Annotated in this window: 13 protein-coding genes; 5 read left to right on the top strand and 8 right to left on the bottom strand. The window is 43.0% G+C overall.

Going from position 1 to position 23,350, the window contains the following annotated elements; translation table 11 throughout:
• Positions 1-130: 130 nt before the first annotated feature.
• The 3 genes from LU361_RS11375 to LU361_RS11365 all read right to left on the bottom strand — a co-directional run bounded on the left by LU361_RS11375 (position 131) and on the right by LU361_RS11365 (position 3,400).
• Entirely contained in the window at positions 131-1,357 is a 1,227-nt protein-coding gene (locus LU361_RS11375; RefSeq protein WP_233088964.1) for a glycosyltransferase family protein, read from the bottom strand.
• A complete protein-coding gene (locus LU361_RS11370) occupies positions 1,350-2,228 on the bottom strand; it encodes an HAD-IIB family hydrolase (protein ID WP_233088963.1) in 879 nt (292 codons plus the stop codon). Before LU361_RS11370 ends, LU361_RS11375 begins: the two co-directional genes overlap by 8 nt.
• A gap of 239 nt (positions 2,229-2,467) precedes the next feature.
• Positions 2,468-3,400: a hypothetical protein gene (locus tag LU361_RS11365; protein WP_233088962.1), complete on the bottom strand. Its 933-nt coding sequence runs from the start codon at positions 3,398-3,400 to the stop codon at positions 2,468-2,470.
• A 1,951-nt stretch (positions 3,401-5,351) separates the two neighbouring features.
• Between LU361_RS11365 and LU361_RS11360 the strand changes: the two genes are divergently transcribed.
• The 3 genes from LU361_RS11360 (at position 5,352) to LU361_RS11350 (ending at position 11,341) form a co-directional block, all read left to right on the top strand.
• Positions 5,352-6,728 carry a uracil-xanthine permease family protein gene (locus LU361_RS11360; protein ID WP_233088961.1) on the top strand — a complete coding sequence of 459 codons (1,377 nt, stop codon included), beginning with the start codon at positions 5,352-5,354 and terminating at the stop codon, positions 6,726-6,728.
• 22 nt (positions 6,729-6,750) lie between these two features.
• Positions 6,751-8,145, top strand: coding sequence for an 8-oxoguanine deaminase (locus tag LU361_RS11355; protein ID WP_233088960.1), 1,395 nt, complete (start codon positions 6,751-6,753; stop codon positions 8,143-8,145).
• Positions 8,146-8,782: 637 nt separating this feature from the next.
• Entirely contained in the window at positions 8,783-11,341 is a 2,559-nt protein-coding gene (locus LU361_RS11350) for a TonB-dependent siderophore receptor (protein ID WP_233088959.1), read from the top strand.
• Positions 11,342-12,022: 681 nt separating this feature from the next.
• Here LU361_RS11350 and LU361_RS11345 read toward each other — a convergent pair.
• Both LU361_RS11345 and LU361_RS11340 read right to left on the bottom strand, forming a co-directional pair.
• Positions 12,023-15,169: an efflux RND transporter permease subunit gene (locus LU361_RS11345; protein ID WP_233088958.1), complete on the bottom strand. Its 3,147-nt coding sequence runs from the start codon at positions 15,167-15,169 to the stop codon at positions 12,023-12,025.
• Complete coding sequence (locus tag LU361_RS11340; RefSeq protein ID WP_233088957.1) at positions 15,169-16,359, bottom strand: efflux RND transporter periplasmic adaptor subunit; 1,191 nt, start codon at positions 16,357-16,359, stop codon at positions 15,169-15,171. The genes LU361_RS11345 and LU361_RS11340 overlap by 1 nt, the downstream gene beginning before the upstream one ends.
• A gap of 373 nt (positions 16,360-16,732) precedes the next feature.
• Here LU361_RS11340 and chrA point away from each other — a divergent pair, with 373 nt between their 5' ends.
• Positions 16,733-17,923 carry a chromate efflux transporter gene (gene chrA / locus LU361_RS11335; RefSeq protein ID WP_233088956.1) on the top strand — a complete coding sequence of 397 codons (1,191 nt, stop codon included), beginning with the start codon at positions 16,733-16,735 and terminating at the stop codon, positions 17,921-17,923.
• A gap of 19 nt (positions 17,924-17,942) precedes the next feature.
• Positions 17,943-18,359 carry a GFA family protein gene (locus LU361_RS11330; RefSeq protein WP_233088955.1) on the top strand — a complete coding sequence of 139 codons (417 nt, stop codon included), beginning with the start codon at positions 17,943-17,945 and terminating at the stop codon, positions 18,357-18,359.
• Between the two features lie 71 nt (positions 18,360-18,430).
• On the opposite strand, the gene LU361_RS11325 is transcribed toward LU361_RS11330, so the two are convergent.
• From LU361_RS11325 to LU361_RS11315, 3 genes are all read right to left on the bottom strand, one after another.
• On the bottom strand, positions 18,431-19,078 hold the full coding sequence (locus LU361_RS11325; protein ID WP_233088954.1) for a hypothetical protein: 648 nt from the start codon (positions 19,076-19,078) through the stop codon (positions 18,431-18,433).
• Between the two features lie 632 nt (positions 19,079-19,710).
• Positions 19,711-20,778 (bottom strand): class II histone deacetylase, encoded by a 1,068-nt coding sequence (locus LU361_RS11320; RefSeq protein WP_233088953.1) that lies wholly within the window; start codon positions 20,776-20,778, stop codon positions 19,711-19,713.
• A 171-nt stretch (positions 20,779-20,949) separates the two neighbouring features.
• A complete protein-coding gene (locus tag LU361_RS11315; RefSeq protein ID WP_233088952.1) occupies positions 20,950-23,235 on the bottom strand; it encodes a TonB-dependent receptor in 2,286 nt (761 codons plus the stop codon).
• Between the last annotated feature and the right edge of the window lie 115 nt (positions 23,236-23,350).

Here is a 23,350-nt window from a genome sequence, read left to right as displayed (position 1 = left end):
AAGGAACCGTTAAGCAGCCTTTGCCGTTTTAGAGCCGAATATTTCTATTACACAATCATAATCAACGTTTAAAAACTCACTCTTTATCACTGCCAATCACATGGAATTGAATCAAAACCGGGCCCACGCATTATTTACCAGAGAACTCCTTATAATCCAATTCTACTGCTTCCAATAACCGTTCTAGAACATCCGGCATCGCGCTGACTACTCGGTTCCAACTCGGAATAAACGGTGTTGTATTAGTACTGTCTAAAAACACTTGCCCGGCTTCCATAATATTTCGAGCAAACATTTCCACCGATTTCTCTTCTTCGTGCAGATCGTGTTTCAGTCCGTTCATCAACGCGTCGTTGTGATAGGTTTCAACAAAATCCAGAGCGATTCTAAAATAGGTTGCTTTAATACTGCGGAAAGTTTCGGGCGTAAATACTTCACCTTGCGTTGCTAATTTTCTAAATAGGGCTTTGGCAATATCAATTGACATGCGAGACAATCCGGTCGATTTGTCTCGTAAAGACAAATCCTGATGCTTATGATCGTATCGGTGTGCAATATCAACTTGGCAAAGTCGGTTGTGAGCGTAGTTGCGGTGCATTTCGGATAAAACACCAATTTCGAGCCCCCAGTCACTGGGAATTCTTAAATCGGTTAGTACATCTCGTCGAAACGAAAACTCTCCGGCAAGCGAATACCGAAAGCTGTCCATGTACTCTAGATATTCTCGATAACCCAAGACTTTCTTTAACGCCCGTAATAACGGTGTTACCAACAATCGACAAACGCGACCATTAATTTTATCGGCCGCAACACGCGCGTAATAGCCTTTGCAAAACTCGTAGTTAAAACGAGGGTTTGCAACGGGATAAATTAAACGTGCAAGTAATTCTCTTGAATAGGTCGTAATATCACAATCGTGCAGAGCAACCGATTCTGCTTTATCAACCGCCAGTGTATAACCCATGCAATACCAGACGTTACAACCTTTGCCTTTTTCTCTGGGCGCTAAACCTAATTTTCTTAAATCGTTATCAAGGGCCTGTAACCGAGGACCGTCATTCCAGAGAATTCGATGCTCTTGCGGTAACTCAGAAAAAAAGTTAACCGCTTTTTGGTATTGGGATTGATCGGCTCGGTCCAAGCCAATAACGATATGATTCAAATACGGTACTTTGCCTAATTCGCTCAAAATATTGGGCATGGCCGGGCCTTCAAGCTCGGAATACAAACTCGGCAAAATGAGCGCCATCGGCCGTTGCTTGCTGAATTTAACCAGCTCACTTTCAAGTTCTTCCAACGGTCTTGGAGACAAGTTATGAAGCGTAGTAATTACACCGTTTTGATGAAAATCAGCCATCGTTGTTAACCTCTTTCGGCGAAGTCATTACGCCTATCATTTTAAGTAATTCTTTAACCGCAACGTCCCAACCTTCAGGGCCGGTTGCACTGGTAATCATTGCTGGAACCCGGTTGTTCTCTGTCTGCTGAAACAACGGCGGCTCGTGAACAGGAGAGCGGATGATTACTGGAAAATTTGCCGCTTGCAGCATGGCAATGTCGTTACCGCTATCGCCGAGCGCAATCGACTTAATTTGTTTGCCATTTTTTTTCTCATACAACTTTTTAAGCCACAGCAACGCTTTACCCTTATCGACATTTCCAGACACGTGAGTAAAGCGCCCTCCTCTTAGCGTAAAACCACCAAGCTCGGTTATTCGGCTGCAAAACTTCTCTAAATCTTTTGCGTTACCGGTCCAATACACCGGTTCTCCATATTGGCGATCCACGGCAAGTTCAGCTTGCCCTAAACTTAACCCCGTAACTTCTGCCACACCTTCAACGCCCAATTCTGAAAAGGTTGAGAACTGACACGGAAACTCATCTTTAATGGAGAAAATCAGTGATTGCCAATAATGGCGATTGGGACAGAAGGATTTAATCCAGTAATCTCCCGCATCTTCAATATCATCCCCTTTAGAAATCATAGACGCTAATGGAAATGCCGCTTTAGGTAATACAACCGCAGCACCATTTTCAATGACAAAAGGACAAGCGCTTTTAATTTCTAATCGTAGTGGAATTAATTCGGAGAAAGTCTTACTGGTAATTGGAATCACAGGTATGGTTAGCTTTCGCAAGTCGACCAAGAGTTCATCTACGGGTTTATGACTGTAACTGTAGTGATCGAGCAACGTACCGTCCATGTCAGTAAAAATCATAACTTCCATGACGCACACCTAACACCGTAACTTAATATAACAACCATCAGCACATCTACTTATATACGTATTATATTTTTCTAGCATTTATGAGCCTAAATTTATTGCGTTAACCGCCCACAGGCTTAACAACAACTACACTAGAATAAAGAGAAGAATAAAACAATAATTAGAACCAATTGTTATCAGAACTGTGTTTTATATCTTCTCTAGTCAATGACTATAATTAAAACTTACTCACAAAAAATTTAATTGCTTTTAACTGCTTGCACCTCTCGGTTTTTTCCGAGATCAAAAACACAGTCACATCGATCCGGTAAATCATCCAGTAAATGTTCTGTAATTCTTTGGTAATACTGAATGAATCTTCTTATTTGCTGAGGACTCATAAATGAATAACTGTTCTCTTTTTTAGAGGCAGAAAAATTGGTATCGCTTTTCAAATGAGTTTCTAATTTTCTTTCTTGCTCTAAACGCCACTCGAACACGCTTTCAAAAGAAGGTGCTTTCAGCATCATCCAATAATCGATTTTAGAAAACAGCTCTTGGTATTCGCCTTGAAGACACTGATTGACATAATCACGCCAAATACCGCTTCGGTCCTCAAATTCTTCCAATTCATTCACTGGCGATTTAAGTTGTTTGTCATTCTGAGCGGTAGCACCCAAACACCAACCCTCTAATACAATCACGTCAGCTGGGGGTTCAACTTGGGTCCACTCATTTTCGTCGTAACGGTCGTCTAACGCTTTATTAAAGCGCGGAACCTTAACCTCACCAGACTGACTCGACAGTTGATTGAGCGTAGACGTTGCGAGTGAAACGTCGTGAGTTCCCGGAACGCCTCGAGTTAAAAACAAAGGATGAACGCGATCAGCCAGCTGTTTTCTTTCTTCAAGGGTTAAATAAAAATCATCAATGGAAATAGCGACGCATTTCTTTTCATATAATCTCGTGTATATATGAACGATCAAATCAGCCAGCGTACTTTTACCCGAGCCCTGGCAACCGTTTATGCCAATGACAAATGGTTCAGACCGAGATTCAATACGAGACAGCAACGCTTGAATTTGGGGGAAATACCAACGATGTACCGTATCTATGTAGGATTTTTTTAAACTGTGTAATTCAATAAACTCATTCAGTACTGTGTCGAGCTCTTGATTATTAATATTGTACAAAAAACCATCCTCTCTCAAAGTATTGCAAACGGAACATTTGACATTACATTATTGTGGCAATCTAAATACCTTAGATTTTTGCGCTGTTTCATGAAATACGATAATACCTCTCCTTAGTCCGCTCATTAATAAAATCGAAGCAAATAACACAAAAACACCATAATTTTTGCCATCAATGTTTATCAATTAAGTACTATCAACAACGTACTATTTTGAGCTGTTATGTATTTCTACCACTGTATTCAAACGAGTAATGCGATATTAATTTCTATATACAACCTAGAAAAATGGATTTCATTTATTCTTGGAGCATGTTTCATGCCGAGTTGATGTCGTTTTTATCTAACGTTCAATTATGCGGTTTTCACCGCACAAGGAAGTGACCAAAAACTCAGAGACGATCAAAATATTCGTTTGTTGGCAAACCAGTAACCTGCAGAATTAACAGCTGCTAAGTTTTTAACCCAATAATCTTGGTTCTTTCATAAAAAATTAAAGATTAGTTATAACGAGCGTTTTATTGCAGATTAATTAATCAGATGCTCCTTAACTAAAGACTACAAACCCAGAGTTGTTCGCTGAAAATAAATCGTAAAAGTGGTTTTTCATCTTGGTAGGTAATAATTCGGGAATATCGCGCACGAAACATCGGAATTTATTTCATACTCATTTAATTTATAATCAGCATTGCGAATAACACAGACACACCATTAATAAAATAAGATGGGATATTTCAAAATAAAATAATCAGCTTACAGAAGCCGGTATTTTTAAGTCGAAAAAATATCAAGTAGGAAGAATTTCACACAGAAGGTAATTTGCGACGGGCAAAACAGAATAGAAAATTCAATAGAATTTTACAAATAGAAAAGCGCGAATTATTACTTTTAAAAAATAATGGAATACCTGGCAATCATACAACGCCTAAATTCGCTTACGTAAAAACCGAGTTACGTCAAAACAGTTAACAAGGTCAGTTACATTAAATATTTTCTAACTCTCTCAGATGAAAAAACGGGGCCAGTGCACAGCCCCTTAAGAGCAAGCTTCATGAGAGAATACCCAATGAGAAGTCTCATAGGGTACGATTACTAGAGCAGTTACCGTGCCACCTTCGACTTAAGTTCTAAATTTACTGCGCTCGACTCCTTTTTTGGTAGCGGTTTACGGCCTACCCAAAAGAATTCTTGTCGGCTCAGGTAAAAAGGAAAGTGTTCTATTCACAATAAATGGCGCTACTCGTACAACTTGCTCACAGTCTGTTCGAATTTTTACCACTTCCAAGGATGGAATACCCCTAAGTACGGACCAATATCCAGCTTGATTAACAAGGGACCAATCAGAGGACCCTTAACTAAGTTCCAATATTGGGCGTTGGATTTAAGCCAACAAATAATTGCACCCTATTGAGACAGAAAAATTTAAAGATACCAATGATAAAAGTGCGTTGTTACTCGTCTGATGAATTGATCACGCATAAAACAGAAAAAACCGGTGACATCTTCTAAAAAGCAAACACTATCTACATCAGAGCATCGTTTATTCGATTATTTTATAACTCAAACTGTTCCATTCCAGGATCTGGATCAGTGAAAATAGAACAACCAATACAGATTCGGGCACACTTAGTGCAAACAGAATTTGAAAGCACCAAATTAGTACGACAGAAAATTCTGATTGGTTCCAATATTTGCTGCTGCAAGCTCAATGGTTTGCTTGCAAGGTAAAATTTAAGGTCGCGCTCATTGAGATTCAGTCGTTTTTCCTACTTTTGCTATTCCTGCTTTTATTAGTATTCAGTTGGGTATTAGTATTCGGTTGGATATTGGTATCTGGTTGGATTTAGTACTTGTTTGGTGCTTGGTTGGATTTAACCCGTTAGACCTCCATTGCCTGTTTTCCCAGAAGAAAGCACATCGTTCGTGGAGTTAACCAGAGATTGCCCTAATTTATGAAGACAGATTCCGATATTCTCTTTCACCTGGAAGAAAAACCACCCATCGCTCAATCCGTTACCGCCGCTGTTCAACATGTATTGGCAAGCTTTGTCGGCATTATTACTCCTACCTTGGTTATCGGAAGCACTCTCGGCTTGCAAGAGGAAATACCTTATTTACTGAGCATGGCGTTAATCGTCTCGGGTATCTCCACATTTATTCAGGTAAAAGGTATTGGCCCTGTAGGATCTCGATTAATTGCTGTGCAAGGCACCAGCTTTGCCTTTTTAGGTTCGTTGATTACCGTAGGCTTCACGGTCAAAAACAGAGGTGGCAGTAACGAAGAAATTATCGCCATGCTCAACGGGATTTGTTTCTTCGGCGCTTTTATTGAGATTGTTCTCAGCCAATTTATTCACAAACTTCGAAGAATCATCACACCTTTAGTGACGGGAATTGTTATTGTCACTATCGGCGTCTCGCTGATAAAAGTGGGAATGACGGATATTGCCGGCGGATACGGCGCCGACAATTTCGGGGCACCCTCCTTTTTAGCCATCGGCTTTTTTGTGCTTCTCATCATCATTGCACTCAATGCCAGCAGCAATAACTGGCTTCGGTTGTCGTCAATCTTAATCGGCATGCTCGTCGGTTCTGCCACCGGCTATTATTTCGGCATATTCGAATTCCAAGGCATTGCATCCACATCAACGTTTGTGATTCCGATTCCCTTTAAATACGGTTTTGCGTTTGATTGGCAACTGTTTTTACCGATTGCGTTTATCTATTTATTAACCGCCATTGAAACCTCGGGGGATCTCACCGCAAACTCGTTGTTTTGTGGCCTGCCTATTAAAGGCAAGAGTTACATCGAACGCATACGCAATGGCGTTCTCGCCGATGGCGTCAATTCGTTAATAGCCTCTGTTTTTTGTACATTCCCAAACACAACCTTTGGGCAAAATAACGCCGTTATTCGCTTAACCGGAATCGCCAGTCGTTACGTGGGCTTTTTTGTCGCGGCAATTATTCTTCTACTGGGGTTTATTCCTTTTATCGGAAACGTTTTGCAACAAATTCCAAAGCCTGTATTAGGCGGCGCCACACTGGTCATGTTTGCCACGGTCGCTGTGGCCGGAGTGAACATATTGGCGAATATTGAATTCGATCGTAAAAAATCACTCATCATTGCAACGTCTTTGGGGTTAGGTTTGGGTTGTATGATGGTTCCCAATGTATTAGCCAAAACGCCTTCTATTATTCAAATTTTATTTTCCTCTCCCGTTGCCATCGCCGGTATCACTGCAATCGTCATGCAGCTTATTTTTAGCGACGAAAAAACAGAGACAGAAATACTGAGTAACGATATCGCAGTCAACAGCGAAAAATAAAAACTAACCGCACGCATTAAACATGACTACTTCAGAAATGATTGCTTCACCCCAATCCAACCAAGTGCAACAGACTTTATGGTTGAAAAATGCTGACGCCGTATTTACCGGCAACCACGAAGATGCCACTAACGGTATTGTCGTCCAAGGCGATAAAATCGTAGAGTTAGTTGCCAGCAATAATAAACCGACGGTTCTCGTCGATCAGGAAATTGACCTGAGCGGCCGTGTACTCATTCCCGGATTAATTAATTCGCACCATCATTTTTACCAGACATTAACACGGTGCCTACCCGCCGCGTTGAATAAACCATTGTTTCCTTGGTTAACCAGTCTTTATAAGGTCTGGCAAAATCTAACCCCGGAAATGATCGCCATATCGTCAAAATTGGCCGCGCTGGAATTAATGTTGTCCGGTGCAACTACAGTGTCTGATCACCATTATGTCTTCACGCCCAGCATCAGTAACGCCATTGATATTCAAATAGAGGCGTTAACATCGCTCGGTTGTCGCATGCATCTCACACGTGGTTCGATGAGTTTGGGCGAATCTCAAGGCGGATTACCGCCGGATTCCGTGGTCGAAAATGAAGATGTGATATTAAAAGAAAGCGAGCGTTTAATTACCTCTTACCATGAACGCAAAGATGGAGCGATGATTCAATTAGCACTGGCTCCTTGTTCACCTTTTTCAGTTTCAAAAAATTTAATGATTGAATCGGCTCAAATGGCAGAACAATACGATGTCTTGCTTCATACACACCTTGCCGAAACCGAAGACGAAAATGATTTTTGCCTGGAAAAATACGGTGTGCGACCTCTGGATTATCTTGAACAGTGCGGTTGGTTGAATTCACGAACTTGGTTAGCTCACGGCATTCATTTTACTGACGAAGAAATTAAAAAACTCGGGAATGCAAAAATAGGTATTGCCCACTGCCCAACATCGAATATGTTATTGGCCTCGGGCATGTGCAAAACATTAGATTTACAGCAGGCAGGTTGTCGCATCGGTTTAGCGGTAGACGGTTCGGCATCAAATGATTGTTCAAATATGATTACCGAAGTCCGGCAATCACTTTTGCAGCAACGCCTTGTGTACGGTGCGGAAAAAATCACCGCCGAAACTGTGCTCGGTTTTGCCACATCAGGCAATGCTTCTGTGTTTCATCGCTCGGACATCGGAGAATTATCCGTGGGTAAACAAGCGGATTTGGCCATTTTTAATTTGAACGAACTCAGGTTTTCGGGCGCTGGCGATCCGCTTGCTGCATTAGTAATTTGTGGTGGTCATCGCGTGGAAAAATTAATGGTTGCCGGGCAATGGGTTATTAATAATTTTGAGCACAGCGCAATCGATGCAGAAGAATTAAAAAGTTTGCACGGTCAATTAGCCAAACAATTAAGAAACCACTGATAAATTAGGGTTTAGAAATTTCTGATAAATAATCGCTTTATTCGGAAGTTCTTTTCGAGTGATTCCTTTTAAAAGGTTTTTTTGAGAACTTCTTTTCAAGAGGTTCTTTTTTTACGAGACTCTTTTTAAGAGCCTCTTTCTTTAACAGACTCTTGTTAAAAAGTCGCTGATTTAACAATTTCTGCCCTAATAATTTCCTAACATCAGAAGAGTAACACCCATAAATTTACGTCAATCAAGCTAAAACATTATCTAAAAAAATTCTAAATCATTTGCACCAAAATACTTCACCTGCATCGAGCGTGCATCATGATTGAAAGCGCACTCACTATTAACGACTAGAAATTTTAAAAGTTAGGTAATACCGACACTTCTGCGGCGCTTATTTCATCAGCTTTCCGCATTTTCTGACCACATAGACAAGTATATGGCACCATTTATGCAAACTAACTGCTGAATTATTGGTGAACATTACTTAGAATTCGCATTAACCGATTCAAACGCCGAGTTGTACTCATTAACAGTTAACGCTGCTTTGTAATTGAACAAAACTTAAACTAAACCAAGACAAAGAAGCTTGGTTAAAACACTGAAGAGTTTGACTTTTATATCAGGAAAACTCATCGCTATCCGTTACATGCCGAAGTATGTAAACACCCAGGAATCATTTTTACTCGAGCCATCCACAAACAACGGCTCGGTAATCTATTACACGCCTTTAGGGGGAACCATGAAGAAAGCAACATCCTTTAACCTATTGCCACTTACAGCGGCCGTGGCACTCGCTTCTGTAGGAGCAATGACTTCCGTCGTCGCGCAGGCCCAAACCAACACTGACGGAATTGAAGAAGTGATTGTTGAAGGTTCTCTCGGGAGTTTGCCTGGTGAAGACGTAGAAATTTTTGGTTTCGGAAAGTCTCTTTTAGAAACACCAAGATCCGCGTCTACCATCAGTGCTGAACAGCTTGAACGTTTTAATGTCGACGATATCGACGAGCTGGTTGCCTTTGCACCAGGTACATTTACACAATCCTTTTTCGGTGTTGCCGGATCATTGGACGTTCGCGGTACTCCGGGCGAAACCTATTTCCGTGGCGTAAAACGTCTGGACAACCCAGGTAACTACCCAACACCCATTGGTGCATCTAGCCGTGTTGATATTGTTCGCGGTCCAGCGTCACCGATTTTCGGTCCAGCAAAAATTGGCGGTTACTTAAACTTCAACCCTAAATCTTCCCGTGCCGATGGCGGTCAATATTTAACAGAGCACGAAGGTGCAGTGAGTTATACAACCGGCAGCTGGGACAAAGAAGTTTTCACAGCAGAAGTTGGTGGCCCACTGGCTGAGAACGTTGGTTACTACCTCTACGGTGAATATGAAGATTCTGGCAGTTACTACGACAATACCGCAACCGAGCAAACCATTTTGCAAGCGTCATTTGATATGGACGTTAGCGACAACCTTCGCCTGCAATGGGGCGGTATGTACCACGATTTCGAAGGTAATCAGGTTGCCGGTTGGAACCGCTTGACTCAAGATTTGATTGATAACGGCACTTACATTACAGGTACACCAACGCCGCTTGATACCGACGGCGACGGCTTTATTTCGCACCAAGAATATTTTGCAGCACCAGTTAGTCAATTCTTCTTTGGACAAGATTCAATTACCGCAGAAGCACTAAACCCAGAATTAGCACTGCAAAATGTTGGCACCGCTCAGCTTGATGGCAGCGACGTTCTCGTAGCCGAAGATGATACCTTAGAAAACGAAGCAATTACGTTGTACTTCGATATCATCTATACCACCGATAGCGGTTGGGAAATTAAAAACCAATTGTTCTACGATGCCTACGACAACTTAAATGAAAATGCTTACGGCTTTTCTCAGTTCCACGATTCATTTGTTATTGAAGACAAATTAGTTTTTTCAAAAGCGTTTGAATTCGACACATTTACAACTTCGTTGCAGTTATCACCTTCTATTCGTTACACCGACTTTAAACACGGCGATGACTTTACCAATGAATTTTTTGACCGCCGTGATCTAACCGGCCCATCCACCTCATTGGACCGCAGATTATTAGCCACACAAATTAACGATGATTACACCGAATACTACGAAGGCGACTACATCGACTACGGTCTTGCTGTGTTAGCCGATTTTAGTTTTGATTCAGGAATCAGCGTTGTCTTAGGTGCACGTTACGACTTTATCGATATTGAAAGCAGCACGCCGGTAGACTTGTTATTATTAAATAACCCTACCTCCGGTTTTGGTACTGTTTCTCCTGACGGCCAATTCTTAGTTAGCCCGTTCGCAGCTGATCCATTGAACCCAACCCCTGGAGACATCACTGCACCTATTAGCGCAGAAAATGAAGAAGACGCGGTTTCTTGGAACGTCAGCTTAAGCTACGACTCTCCGATTGGTTTAATTCCTTACGTTACCTTCTCAGAACAAACTACCGTTATTGCCGGTCAAGGTGCGGAAATTAATACCGCAAACGTTGCTAGCGGTGCGTCGGTTGACTCCTCAACTCTTGAAGAATTTGGTTTAAAAGGCAGCTTCTTAAACGATAGCCTTTACTTTGCTGTTTCTTACTACGAGCAAGAGCGTACCGACTTTAACGCCCAAGCCATCGTAACTAACTCTGCTGATTTAACCGAAGGTTTGGAAGCTGAAGTTCGTTGGGTTGTTAACGAAAGTCTTGTATTAACCGCAGGTTATACTCGCGTTGAAGTAACTAACTTGGATGCGGAATCAAACGGTAACGGTCGCTTTAGTTTCTTTGGTGCCGAAGATTTACCAGAAGGTGTTGATCCTTCGTTAATTTACGGCGGTGTTGTTAACGGTATTTCGTTCTCACCAAATGCTCGTAAAGCCGGTATTCCAGAAAACATTTATACCTTAACCGGTACTTATGATTTCGGAAATGGATTTGCGGTAAACTCCAGCATTATTCATTCTGAGGAAACCTTCTCTGGCTTCTCACAAGCCGTAGAATTACCGTCTTACACACTTGTTAATGCCGGTGTGTTCTACGAAACAGATCAATTTACTTTCAGCCTTACCGGGAAAAACTTAACGGACGAAGAATATTTCCGTGCTAACTTCCCGAATCTGTTCGGTAGCCAAATTGTTTTACCAGAACTTCCACGACACTTCCAAGCAAGTGTTGCTTACAAGTTCTAATATCGGATAGACGATAACAACGTCGGTGTGGACACAGTGTATGTGTTCACACCGACGGTAAGGCCAAATGTAAAACCTTCTGAAGTACTCTTAAAGAACACACGCTCAACATTATTGTTTGCTTCAACAATTAATACCGACACCCGGATATCAATACAACACCACCTAAAAATAAGTTACTCAGCATTCACTGAGATAAACTTAAATTTAACTTAATCCATGTTTATTGATAGATTGAAAGCCTGAATAAAAATATTTTATTTATTATTCAATTCGGTAGGCAGTTCATTCAAATTAAGAATTTAAAACGCATCATATTAATTTGAAATTGATTCTTGATCGGTAAATTTTTCTACAAGACAGAACTAATTTTTATCGATAACTAAGTCTCATAATTCATTATTATTATTGAGTAACTTAAACACTAATTCGTTTCACTAAGTAAGCAACTAGTTTTATCTGAACCTATTTGCTCGTTCGTGATCTCTCCTGCAGCCCTCTTCGGGGGGCTTTTTTTACGCCTTTTATTTTAATCTTTCCTAATCTAACTTCTGATTAATTTTAAACAGAAATTCAAAAATAAGATTTCAAAATTTTATTCTCAGTAACAACAAGAAATTATGGTTATTCTTGTCGCTACCGAAAACAATCAATTTATTTAATAACTCTTATTTTCAAGTTTTATACTTTCTCCGTCACAGCTACTGGTGCGCCAACCTCGTCGAGGGTTTGGTTTTCGGAGACAGCTTTCTTTCTTTTTGAAAACAAGTGAATAATATCTTCACCCACCAAATACAATGCGGGTACAAGCAGTAGCGTCACGAAGGTTGCCACCAGCACACCGAATGACAAAGAAATAACCGTCGGGATTAGAAATTGCGCCTGAATTGATCGCTCAAGCATCATAGGCAACAGTCCAACAAACGTGGTTACTGAGGTCAGCAAAATTGGGCGGAAGCGACCCACCGCCGCAATAATTATCGATTCTTTTGGCGATTTTCCTGCTTCTCTTGCACGATTCACCGCGTCTAATAATACGAGGTTATCATTGACAACCACACCCGCTGCGGCACCAATTCCAAAATAAGAAAACAGCGCCATGGGAACACCCCACAAAATGTGGCCAAACACAGCACCCATAAATCCAAAGGGAATTGCGGTTAACACTAACAATGGGTGCCAGTAGGATTTAAAGGCAATGGCTATCAGTGCGTACATTAAAAATAAGGCAATCACATACAAGCTGGTAATTTCTTGAATAAACTGTTTTTCACCTTCGGCTTCACCAATCGCCCCTAGCGCCACGCCCGGAAAATCTTGCTTCCATTGCTCGAAGAAATTTTCATCCAAATCGGTTTGAATTAAATTTCTTTGATCGCCTGAAATTTCGGTACTGACAACGGCGGAACGCTTTCTTTCGCGCCGATCAATGCGATTCACACCAGGGAAGGTTTCGATTTCAACCACGGCTAATAATGGTACTTCACGGCCATCGTTCAAACGCACTCGGAAATTTTCCAAGCTTTCTAAATTTGTACGAGTACGCGAGGGGTACCGTACCATGACGCGAACGTCGTCGCCGTCTCGGGCAAGCCGCTGCACTTCTTCACCGTAATACGCCTGACGAACTTGGCGAGAAACTTCGGCGAGAGTAATGCCCAGTTTTTCTGAACCCGGCAGTAAGTGCAGTCGGTATTCTTCGGTGTTGGCTTGAAGGTCGCTGCGAACATCGTAGGTGGCGTCGTACTCGCGCAGTTTTTCTTCCAACGCTGCAGCCGCCTCACGAAGTACAGACATATCGCTGTGACTGACCGAATATTCCAGATCGGGCTCCCAGCCGTTTAGCGAATGATTAAATGAAACTTGCTCAGCATCGGGAATTTCACCCACTAATTCGCGCAGGCGATCAGCGGTTTCTTTTGCCGTTAAATGACGAACCTCGGGCGGAACAAGTTTAACGATGGCAATAACATTGTCTCGACGTGATCGCGTATACCAATTTTCGATTAGTTCGCCACTGCCACCCGATTCTAGCGAAAGCGATTTAACTTCAGAAACCAATTGCTCTTCGGCCGTTTGCAATTGTTTTAATATTTCTAAAGCTCGGGTGTAAGGTGTGCCGTCAGGTAAATTAACGTCAACCACCACCACGTCGCTTTCAATATCGGGCATAAAATCGAACTTCAACCAACCGCTGGTAAGAATGGTTAAACTCACCATGAAGGCGCCGAAAAATATTGCCACCGTGGTGTAGCGATGAAATAAGGCGGATTCCAACCAACGACGATACGTTGTGTCGGCGAAGAAAACTAAGCTGTGTTCAATTCGACCTTGAAGTCGCGTAAACCAGTTGGTCTTATTTTTGGGTGGCTCTAACTTACGTAAATGCGCAGGAAGAATTAAAAACGCTTCAATTAAAGAAAAGCTCAGCGCGCAAATAATAATGATTGAAATTTGACGCGTAATTTGTGCATCTTCGCCAGAAATAAACAGCCAGGGTGCAAAAGCAATCATTGTGGTTAATACCGCAAAAACCACCGGCTTAATCACCAACTGCGTTCCAAGAATGGCGGCATCAGCGCCACCGTTGCCCCCGCCTTCACGGTGAATACTTTCACCAACCACAATGGCATCGTCGACAACAATACCCAGAACCAATAAAAACGAAAACGTGGAAATAAAATTAATCGAAACGTCGGTATAGGGCAGCAAAATAAAAGCACCGCAGTAGGCGGTTGCAATACCAACGGATACCCACATAGCGACTTTAGGCCGCAAGGTAAGTAACAACACCAAACACACCAACAACAAACCATACAGGGCCGAATTAGTGATGGTTTTCATGCGGCTGTTGTAGGCATCAGCGCTGTCGTCCCACAGGGTTATTTTCATTCCTTCGGGTAACGTTTGCTGACGATTATCGATCCATTCGCGCAACGATTTACTGGCCAATACCACGTTCATATTTTCGGTGGTCATCGGCTGAATTAACACAGCCGGTTCGCCGTTTAACGTAGCTAAAATATCTTCGTCTTCGAAGCCGTCAACAACTGTAGCGACGTCTTTGATTCGAATAATACCGCCAGCATCATTTTGACGAACAATAATGTTTTCGAACTCGTCTTGAGTGTTGGCAATATTTTTGGCGCGCAGTTGGATGTCACCGGTATTGGTGCGAACTCGCCCGGCAGAGGTGTTTACCGAACTGGCTCGAATGGCTCGTGCGACATCATCAAAATCAATTCCGTACTGTCGCATTGCCGCTTCGGATAATTCCACCGAAACTTCTTCTTGGCGAATACCAAATAATTCGACCACAGAAATTCCTGGCAACAGAGCAACTTCTTCTCGTAAATCTTCAGCCAGTCGTTTCAGTTCACGTTCGGTAAAGCCATCTCCGTGCACGGCGATACGTTGCATTTCGTTGCGGTAGATATTTTGGCTCACACGCGGTGGTTCAATATCAGAGGGGAAGCTGCGAATGGCATCAACTCGCGCGCGAATATCATTCATAAACTGAATGGTGTTGGTACGCGGTAAGCCCTCAACGCGCACCGTTGCCAAGCCTTCGCTCGCGGTAGAACGCAATCGCTCAACGGAATCCATATCGGTGATTGCTTCTTCAATACGCATCACCAATTGTTCTTCCACTTCTTGTGGCGCCGCACCCGGCCATGTGACATTGATAATGGCTTCGGTTACACGAATGGTTGGGAAAAATTCCCGCTCCATTTTCCAAAAACCTAACATGCCAGAAATAACGATCCCGATCATTAACATATTGGCGGCAACGGGATTTTTTACCCACCAAGCAATGGTTCCTTTCATTACTGAACTGCCTCCGCTTGACCGGCCGATTGAAGCGCCGAACCCGACTCTAACGGCGATACTCGCATACCTTGGATAGGATCGCGGACCGCAGACACAACAACCTGCTCACCCAAGCTGAGCCCCGCCGTAACAATTACTTCGTCTTCCGAAGAGTGCTGGATAGTAACCTGGCGAATATCGAGCTTGCCGTCGTCAACTACATACACTTTGCTGCCGGTACGTAGGGCGTCTCTCGGAATCGCTAAGCCCTCGTCCACGGTTTGGCCTTCAATTTCTACGGTAACGTATAGGCCAACGGCCAGAGGCATGCCTGAAAGGGCAATGGTTTCTTCGCTGTAGGGTTGATCAACATGAACCGTTGCAAAAAGAACACGTGTATCGGAATCAAACGCCGATTCAACACGAATCAGTCGACCTTGCCACTGGCGCACTTCGCCAGCGACCTGAGCAAACACACGCGCTTGGGGGGCATATTCTTCGGAGGATTGGAAACCGATTGGCAAACCTAAGGATTGCAGCTGTGTATCAGTAAGAGGCACACGAATTTCGGCAAGTTCGGTTGAAAAAGCTTCGGCAAGGGTTGAACCGGCAGTAACGTATTGGCCCAAGCCCACAGATTCGGATCGGATTCGACCGGAAAACGGCAGCGATACTTCAGTTCGCGCTAAGTTTAATTCTGCCTGTTGCAAGAGCGCTTGTGCCGCTAACAGCCCCGCTCGCGCTTCAGCTAACTGCGGTTGCTTCAATCCGAGAGCAGACGCATTTTTGCCCGCCAACTGTTGTCGGGCAACTTCAGCGTCGGCAATGCCTTGATCGACAATGGTTCTCTGGCGCGCAACTTCGGCTTGAGCATTAATCACAGCAATCTGGTAATCGCTATCTTCTATTTTCAGTAGAGTTTCGCCAGCCGAGAACACGCCGCCTTCGGTAAATTCAGGAGACACCGAAACAATTTTTCCGCTCACCTCTGCAACAAGGTTAATCTCGGTACGCGATTGCACTTCACCTTGGGTGACGATATTAAGCACGCCTTCGCCAGTTTTAACTCTGTCGACAAACACCGATCGAGCACGCGGCTCCTCAACACTGGTTTCAGGTTCCGGCTTATTGGCATTTAGAACAAACACAACAGCAATAGTGATTACTATTACACCAACAGGTAATAATGCGCGGGGCATCCGCATCATGAGAATCACTCCATTTACAGGCTATACACAAAGAATAGAAATTATTTTTTATCTTGGGGGCTTGGACGTCGGTAAATACGAAAACGTTTATTAACAACCACTGTTATTTTTGTAGTGCGCGATCGACAATCACAATGGACAGCAACCTGCGGTTAGACCATTATTTTTATTCAACCAGTAGACGATTGAACTGGGGTAACTAGCAAACCTACGCATATATTAGTAGCTGCGTATTCTAATTATAGGAACCTCTGATTGCAGTTAGAATGCTAATACAAATTAATCAGTGAATTATAGACAGCAAAAAAATCAGCCCACAAACCTGTACAATGACGCAAATTTTCCACCTTGATTAAATCTGTTCGCACAACACATGAAAAACACCCACTCCATTCGCGTTATTGACGTATTACTGACCTTTTTAAAATTAGGATGCACATCGTTCGGTGGGCCTGTCGCTCACCTCGGCTATTTTCGTAAAGAATTTGTCGAGAGAAAAAACTGGCTAAATGAAAACCAATACAGTCAACTTTTGGCAATTTGCCAATTCCTGCCAGGCCCTGCGAGTAGCCAAATGGGATTCGCCATTGGCTTGATTAAATCGGGCTGGTTAGGTGCCATCTCTGCTTTTATTGCATTTACGTTACCGTCTGTTCTGCTCCTCGTAGTATTCGCAAGCTTGTTACCTAGCCTAGAATCCGACATCGGACAAGCAGCAATTGGCGGGCTTAAAATTGTAGCGTTTGTGGTCGTTGCCGACGCAGTGCTGGGCATGTCGAAAAAACTGTGCGCACATACACTCACCCGGCTGTTGGCGTTAGCATCCGCCAGTGCTGTCTTGTTGTTCGACAGCGCCGTGGCTCAGTTGCTGGTGGTCATCATCGCCGGTGCAATAAGCAGCGTTTTTCATCATCCAGAGAGCACCCCACAAAACCACAGCTTGCCGGTGAGCTACGGACGGAAAACGGGAACCGTATTATTTGGTATTTTTGCGGTATTGTTGGCGGTGCTTTTATTAGTACCTTTTAATTCGGTGCTAGTCACAATTGCGGAAGTTTTCTATCGAGCGGGCGCTCTGGTGTTTGGTGGTGGCCATGTGGTGTTACCGCTTTTAGAAACCTCAATCATTGATAATCAATGGCTCACTCAAGAACAGTTTCTGTCGGGTTATGGCGCCGCTCAAGCTATTCCAGGTCCCATGTTCGCACTGTCTGCTTACGTTGGTGCTTTGGTTCCCGGCGCTGAAAATTCAACGCTTGCCGTTGCCATCGCCGTAGCCTTTATGTTTTTACCGGGTTTTTTACTGGTATCGGCAGCGCTTCCTTTTTGGCAATCAATATCGAGTAACGCAAAAACAAAAGGCATTATCGCAGGCGTGAACGCCGCCGTCGTCGGAATTTTAGGCGCAGCACTTTATGACCCAATTTTTACCGCTGGGATTCCCAGTGTTAACGAAGTGATTATTGCAATTATTGGCTTTGGTATTTTGAACAGCTTAAAACTGTCGCCACTATATTTGGTGATTTGGTGTGTCCTTGCCAATATGACAATGACATTAATTTAATAAAAATTTAAAGAAAACAATGAAACCAAGAATTGCACAGTGCTGTTGCGGAAAAACAAAAATCCAAGTTAAGGCGAACCCTGTTATCCACAGCGTGTGTAATTGCAATAACTGCAAACAAAGAACCGGTAGTGCCTTTGGAATTTCTGCGTATTTTTACGATGAAGACGTGAAAATTATTGAAGACGCAACGTCAGTATACGTACTGAAAAATGATCTCGGTGAACAAAAACGGTATTTTTGCCACCAGTGCGGAACAACCTTATTTTGGAAGGCAAGCGTCTTCAGAGGAATGACAGGGATCGCCGGCGGGTGTTTTACCGAAGATCCTCTACCACAACCAACATTCAACGCTGATCTAAATAATCAATGCGCCTGGGTTAGTTTTCCGCCTGAAATGAACAAACCTCTTACCAAAGACGATTTGCCTACTTAGAATTTGTTATTTCAGAGGGTTTGTTTTTCAGGAGGCTGTTATTTCAAGTTTTTTATTTCAGGGGCTCGTTCTCAGTCCATAACAAACTGAAATTTACCGGCGTAGTATTTTATCTCTTCCAAATTTAACGACGACTTTTCAGGAACAACAAACAAAGCCTGGCGGCCACAAACATCGCTGCGCTTGAGATAACGTTCCACAAAATGATAATGCGGTCGATTGGTGTAATCGTCGAAGATAATTTTTGAGCCTTCACGAGCAGACAGCAAAGAGGTTAAAAAGCAGCAAACACGAAAACGGCCATCGACAAGAATTAAATCTGGTGAAATACCCTGCTGCCAAACCCAATCGGTATAATCAGAAAAGTTTTCACATTTTTCATGACTGATTGGACGCCCCCACTTACCGAGCTGTCCTAAATCGGCATGGTGCAAGTGGATAGCACGATCACTTGGGCAATCGTCTTTTACTTTTTGAATCCATTCACCGCTACTGTCTGTGCTGTAAATTTTTGCAGTTGTATTGTTGGCTACCCAAATTGTAGAAGCACCACAACCGTATTCAGCGTAAATTTCGCAGTCTGAAATAACCGACTTGAAAATTTCGTCATCGCCTTTAAACAATGTTGAAGGCGTTGTTTGTTGGCCTGCTATTTTCGCAAGCCCTAATGTTTTGTAGAGTTTTGAGGAATGAACTCGACGCCGTATTTTCTTTATCATTCACGCACTTCCAAAGGTTCAAACAGGCGTACACTTTAACCTTAACCGCCACAAACCTACAATGCTTGCTGTCACGAGTTACAGATTTAAACCCATAAAAATAGACAGCAATAAAATTTTGTCGATGAATTTCAACGGGTTAGCAACTTAACGCTTTGCACAACTTTATTAACGCAAATATTTTGATTTTAAAAAAGCCAATTTCTTATTAAAAAACATCAATGTATGCACTTATTTGACGCACATTCTGATTAACCAAGATAACTGTCTCAAAAACTCACATATTGTTAAATCAGAACCACTCTTAACTTGGCGTGACGTTAAAAATACTTCCCACGAAAGAATAATCTAATAATGTGACACAAATATCATTTTCTTTAATTACTGCTGGCGAAATCTACACAAACCCTTGTGACAAAAATACTCAATAAGTGAAACAATTATAGCGCCAAGCAACGACTGTAGCGGATCATAGAGATAGGGATATTAAAAGAAATCCCAAAAAGAAAAGCCCAGATAACTGGGCTTTTTTAGTAATGTTATCCCAACCTGAATTGCGGATGAGGTGATTTTATTTTTATTTTCCGTATACCCAAAAAACCAAATTTCTACCAAGAGCCAAATTTTCCCAATCAAACTATATTGTCGAGTAGGTTTTCGGCAGCACTGATTGCAACATCTTGGTGAGGCTGTAACTCTTGCCCTCCCATGACAGACATCAGCCCATAAAACGGATCTTCCACACCAGTTTTTACACCTGAAAGCTCCTCCATTACAGCCAGAGCATAAAAAGGTGTATTTGCAGGACTATAGCCGCCTTCGTGAAACATCAGTAACTTACCATCGCACAACCTCTGCGCAGCAGTCATCAGCTTTCGAGTTAGGCTTCGATAACCTTCACTGTGCATAATCATCCTACCTAAAGGATCGTGCGCTCCGGCATCAAAACCACTGGGCACCATGATCAATTGAGGTTTGTAGGCTTCCAACGCAGGTAAAACAACGCGATCAAAGGCCGCTTCGTAGGCTCCGAAACCCGATCCTGGCGGCAATGGAATGTTGATATTAAAGCCCTCCCCCTCACCCTCTCCGTTGTCCTTGATATTTCCAGAACCCGGAGGGAAACAATTGTCTTGGTGTACGGATATTGTTAATGCTCTTGGGTCGCTATAAAAAGCAGTCTCCTGACTGTTCCCATGATGTACGTCCCAATCAACATACGCGATGCGCTCCACATTACATTCATTGAGGGCGTGCAAACCGGAAATTACTCCATTGGCAAAAATACAAAACCCACAGGATTCATTTGCCAAAGCGTGATGCCCAGGAGGTCTAACGAGAGCGTAAGCATTATCAACATCGCCATTTAATACCGCTTCCATAGCGGTAATGACACCGCCTGTGGATAACAACGCAATCTCATAGCTACCTCTGCCCACCATAGTAAAACCACCAGCATCGCCACCATGACTGTCACTCAGCTTTTTAATATGCTCAAGGTATTCAGGCGTATGGAATCGAAGCAATTGCTCTGTGCTTGCAGGTGTTGGTTTAAGGTGCACCAAAGATTCACTTAAACCGGATACCTCTAATAAATTCCGAATACGACGTTTAGTTTCTGGGTGCTCATAATGAGAATCTGGTTGAACGGGGTTACCATCTGGCATAATTCCCGCGTAAGCACCTGTGTTGTGCCACATATATAATTCGTGAGATACAAAGCCGGTCGTCACTTCAAAACTCCAGTAAACTTTTTTAATTAACGCAAGACTGATTTAATTGCTCACGCACATGACAATTTTTATTTTTGGAACAAGATAATAATTCCGCTGAGGCCAAAAATGGCCCTATCATACAGTGGCCATCTTTAATTAAAATCGGTAGCCAACCGTTAGACCTGCGGTGCGTTGTTCGCCATAAATATTGAGCGCAAAGCCGGGTCCAGGAAGATTGTTAATGTAAACAAGGTATTCTTCATCAGTTAGGTTTTTAACCCAAACGGAAAAATCCCAATGCTCGTCGGCGGACTGAATTCCTATATTTGCGTTCACAACGGTGTAAGCTTCTGCGGTATCGGATCGTTGATTGGTGACTTCTAAAAAGCGATCGTCTACCCAACGAAAATCCAAATAAGCAGCCCAATTAATATCGTCATTAATAGCACCCACATATTCGAAGGAACCATTGAGCTGATGTTTAGGAGAATTAACCGGAACATTACCTTCCAGAGCAACAGGACCACCTAAAGCAATGGTCGTCACGCTGCGATCAGTTTCAGTGAACTCGGCATCCAAATACGAATAACCCAGTTTAACTTCTACATTATGGCTAGCTAACCAGGTTAACTCGGCTTCAAGGCCATACACGTCAGACTCACTGATGTTACGAGTGATGGGAACGACAGGAGACACAGGATCATCAACGTTAATTTGACGATCATCGTAGGTATAGAAAAAACCTGCTGTATTAAAACGGAGGGTATCAGAAAGGTCGGATTTAAAACCAACTTCTAACGACTGAACAGATTCTTCTTCAAACTCAACAATCGTGCCGCCAAAGGGAACACTATAACCGCCGGTTCTGAAACCGCTCACCAAGTTGGCATAGAGTAGAGTGCTGTAACCAAGATTGTATGATAATCCGAGACGATAGGACGTGTCTTTATCGGTTCGATCATCATTTACTGAGTCAACCGCAGCCAATAAAGTACCATCTACCAAGGCCGCACCTGTTACCGCATCAATCTCGGTTTCATCATTAGTATGGCGTCCACCGAGAGTGAACACTAAATTGTCAGTAACGTTGTAATCCAAATTAAAATACACCGCTAACGACGTAACTTGCTGGTCAAATCTGCCGAATAATGAAGGCGGCAATCCGGCTGAAATCGGAGCGAGGTTAAATCCTGTTTCAGAAAAATCCAGCACATCTTCCTGAAATAAATCTTCGTCAGAATAAAAAATACCCGCAACGTAATTCAAACGATCATCAAGTGCTAGGCCTGTGAGACGTAACTCCTGACTAAACAATTCCAATTCGTTCCGATAAAAAACATCATTGCTGGCGATTGGTGTGCCATCGGCGTCTTCTTGATTAAAGCGATCGTATTTATCAAACGCAGTAATTGACGTAAATGTCGCATCTCCAAAGTCATGCTCGACACGTAAATAACCGCCACTAAAGTCATCGTCTTTTTTGGGAGCCGCATTTTGGTTGATGGTATTTATGTCGTTAGGCTCACGTTCGATACCGTCATCACCCGTTACACCCAAAAATTTAACACAAGCTCCTGGGTTAGCTTGGGCAGCGCCCGACAAAATTTCCGGACAGAAACCACCGCCGTCTGCCAAACTATTAAATATTCCGGGGCTCTTATACCCCTGTAATTCAGATTGGTCATCGCCGGCATAAATCAGCGTACGAACCGTCGTCAAATCGCTAACGTTCCACTCTAACTGAGCCCGAACTTCGGTTACATCAGGTTCACCATGATCATCTCCAGTAAACTCATTAAATTGGGCACCACCGCTACCAAAGCCACGGTAAAACGATAAACGGCCGGCTACAGAATCAGACAACGCACCGGTCAATGCGCCTTCTAAGCTGAAGCGAGAATGCTCATCACCCGAGGCTCGAACATAACCTTCGGTCACATCGCTGGGTCGATTGGTATAGTAATTCACCGCACCGCCAGTGGTATTGCGTCCAAACAAGGTGCCCTGCGGTCCTTTCAAAACCTCAATTCGACCGATATCAAATGACGGCCTAGCATTGGCCCAGTTTTTACTCACATAAACTTCATCGTTATGCACTGCCACCGGAGGGTTGTAGTTACCTGAGAACTCATTCAAGCCAATGCCGCGAATAAAAAAGGATTGGAAATAGCTGTTGTTACCGTAAGATTCTACTCCTGGCGCTTGACCAGCCAATGCGCCAACATCCGTAGCAAAACGAGTCGCGTCTTCCTCGTCAAAGGCATTCACCGCAAACCCAACATCCTGTATGGACTGTTCTCTTTTTTGAGCTGTTACGACAACCTCCTCCAGTGAAGGAAGAGCACCACGTTCTTGAGCAGAAATAGTTAAAGGGGCAAGAAGTAATGACCCAGACAACGATAGAGTTAAACAATTACCGCCATATTTAACCAAACCAGACATTTTTAATCCCCTAATCAGTCATTGTTAAAAAAGCTTTTGTATTGATTACGCGCTCTATAATTCGCAGTTCGCATGCTATGACATTAATTATTCTCGACCGGGGAATCACTGACAG

The organism is Sessilibacter corallicola (assembly GCF_021290925.1).
Taxonomy (GTDB): Bacteria; Pseudomonadota; Gammaproteobacteria; order Pseudomonadales; family Cellvibrionaceae; genus Sessilibacter; species Sessilibacter corallicola.
This window is presented reverse-complemented; position numbering and strand designations above follow the sequence as displayed.

Bases quoted from the DNA above. Each gene is read 5' to 3' on its own strand.
- LU361_RS11370 (WP_233088963.1), bottom strand. From the start codon at position 2,228: ATGGAAGTTATGATTTTTACTGACATGGACGGTACGTTGCTCGATCAC.
- LU361_RS11345 (WP_233088958.1), bottom strand. From the start codon at position 15,169: ATGAAAGGAACCATTGCTTGGTGGGTAAAAAATCCCGTTGCCGCCAAT.
- chrA (WP_233088956.1), top strand. From the start codon at position 16,733: ATGAAAAACACCCACTCCATTCGCGTTATTGACGTATTACTGACCTTT.
- LU361_RS11340 (WP_233088957.1), bottom strand. From the start codon at position 16,359: ATGATGCGGATGCCCCGCGCATTATTACCTGTTGGTGTAATAGTAATC.
- LU361_RS11360 (WP_233088961.1), top strand. From the start codon at position 5,352: ATGAAGACAGATTCCGATATTCTCTTTCACCTGGAAGAAAAACCACCC.
- LU361_RS11320 (WP_233088953.1), bottom strand. From the start codon at position 20,778: ATGTGGCACAACACAGGTGCTTACGCGGGAATTATGCCAGATGGTAAC.
- LU361_RS11315 (WP_233088952.1), bottom strand. From the start codon at position 23,235: ATGTCTGGTTTGGTTAAATATGGCGGTAATTGTTTAACTCTATCGTTG.
- LU361_RS11375 (WP_233088964.1), bottom strand. From the start codon at position 1,357: ATGGCTGATTTTCATCAAAACGGTGTAATTACTACGCTTCATAACTTG.
- LU361_RS11355 (WP_233088960.1), top strand. From the start codon at position 6,751: ATGACTACTTCAGAAATGATTGCTTCACCCCAATCCAACCAAGTGCAA.
- LU361_RS11330 (WP_233088955.1), top strand. From the start codon at position 17,943: ATGAAACCAAGAATTGCACAGTGCTGTTGCGGAAAAACAAAAATCCAA.
- LU361_RS11325 (WP_233088954.1), bottom strand. From the start codon at position 19,078: ATGATAAAGAAAATACGGCGTCGAGTTCATTCCTCAAAACTCTACAAA.
- LU361_RS11350 (WP_233088959.1), top strand. From the start codon at position 8,783: ATGCCGAAGTATGTAAACACCCAGGAATCATTTTTACTCGAGCCATCC.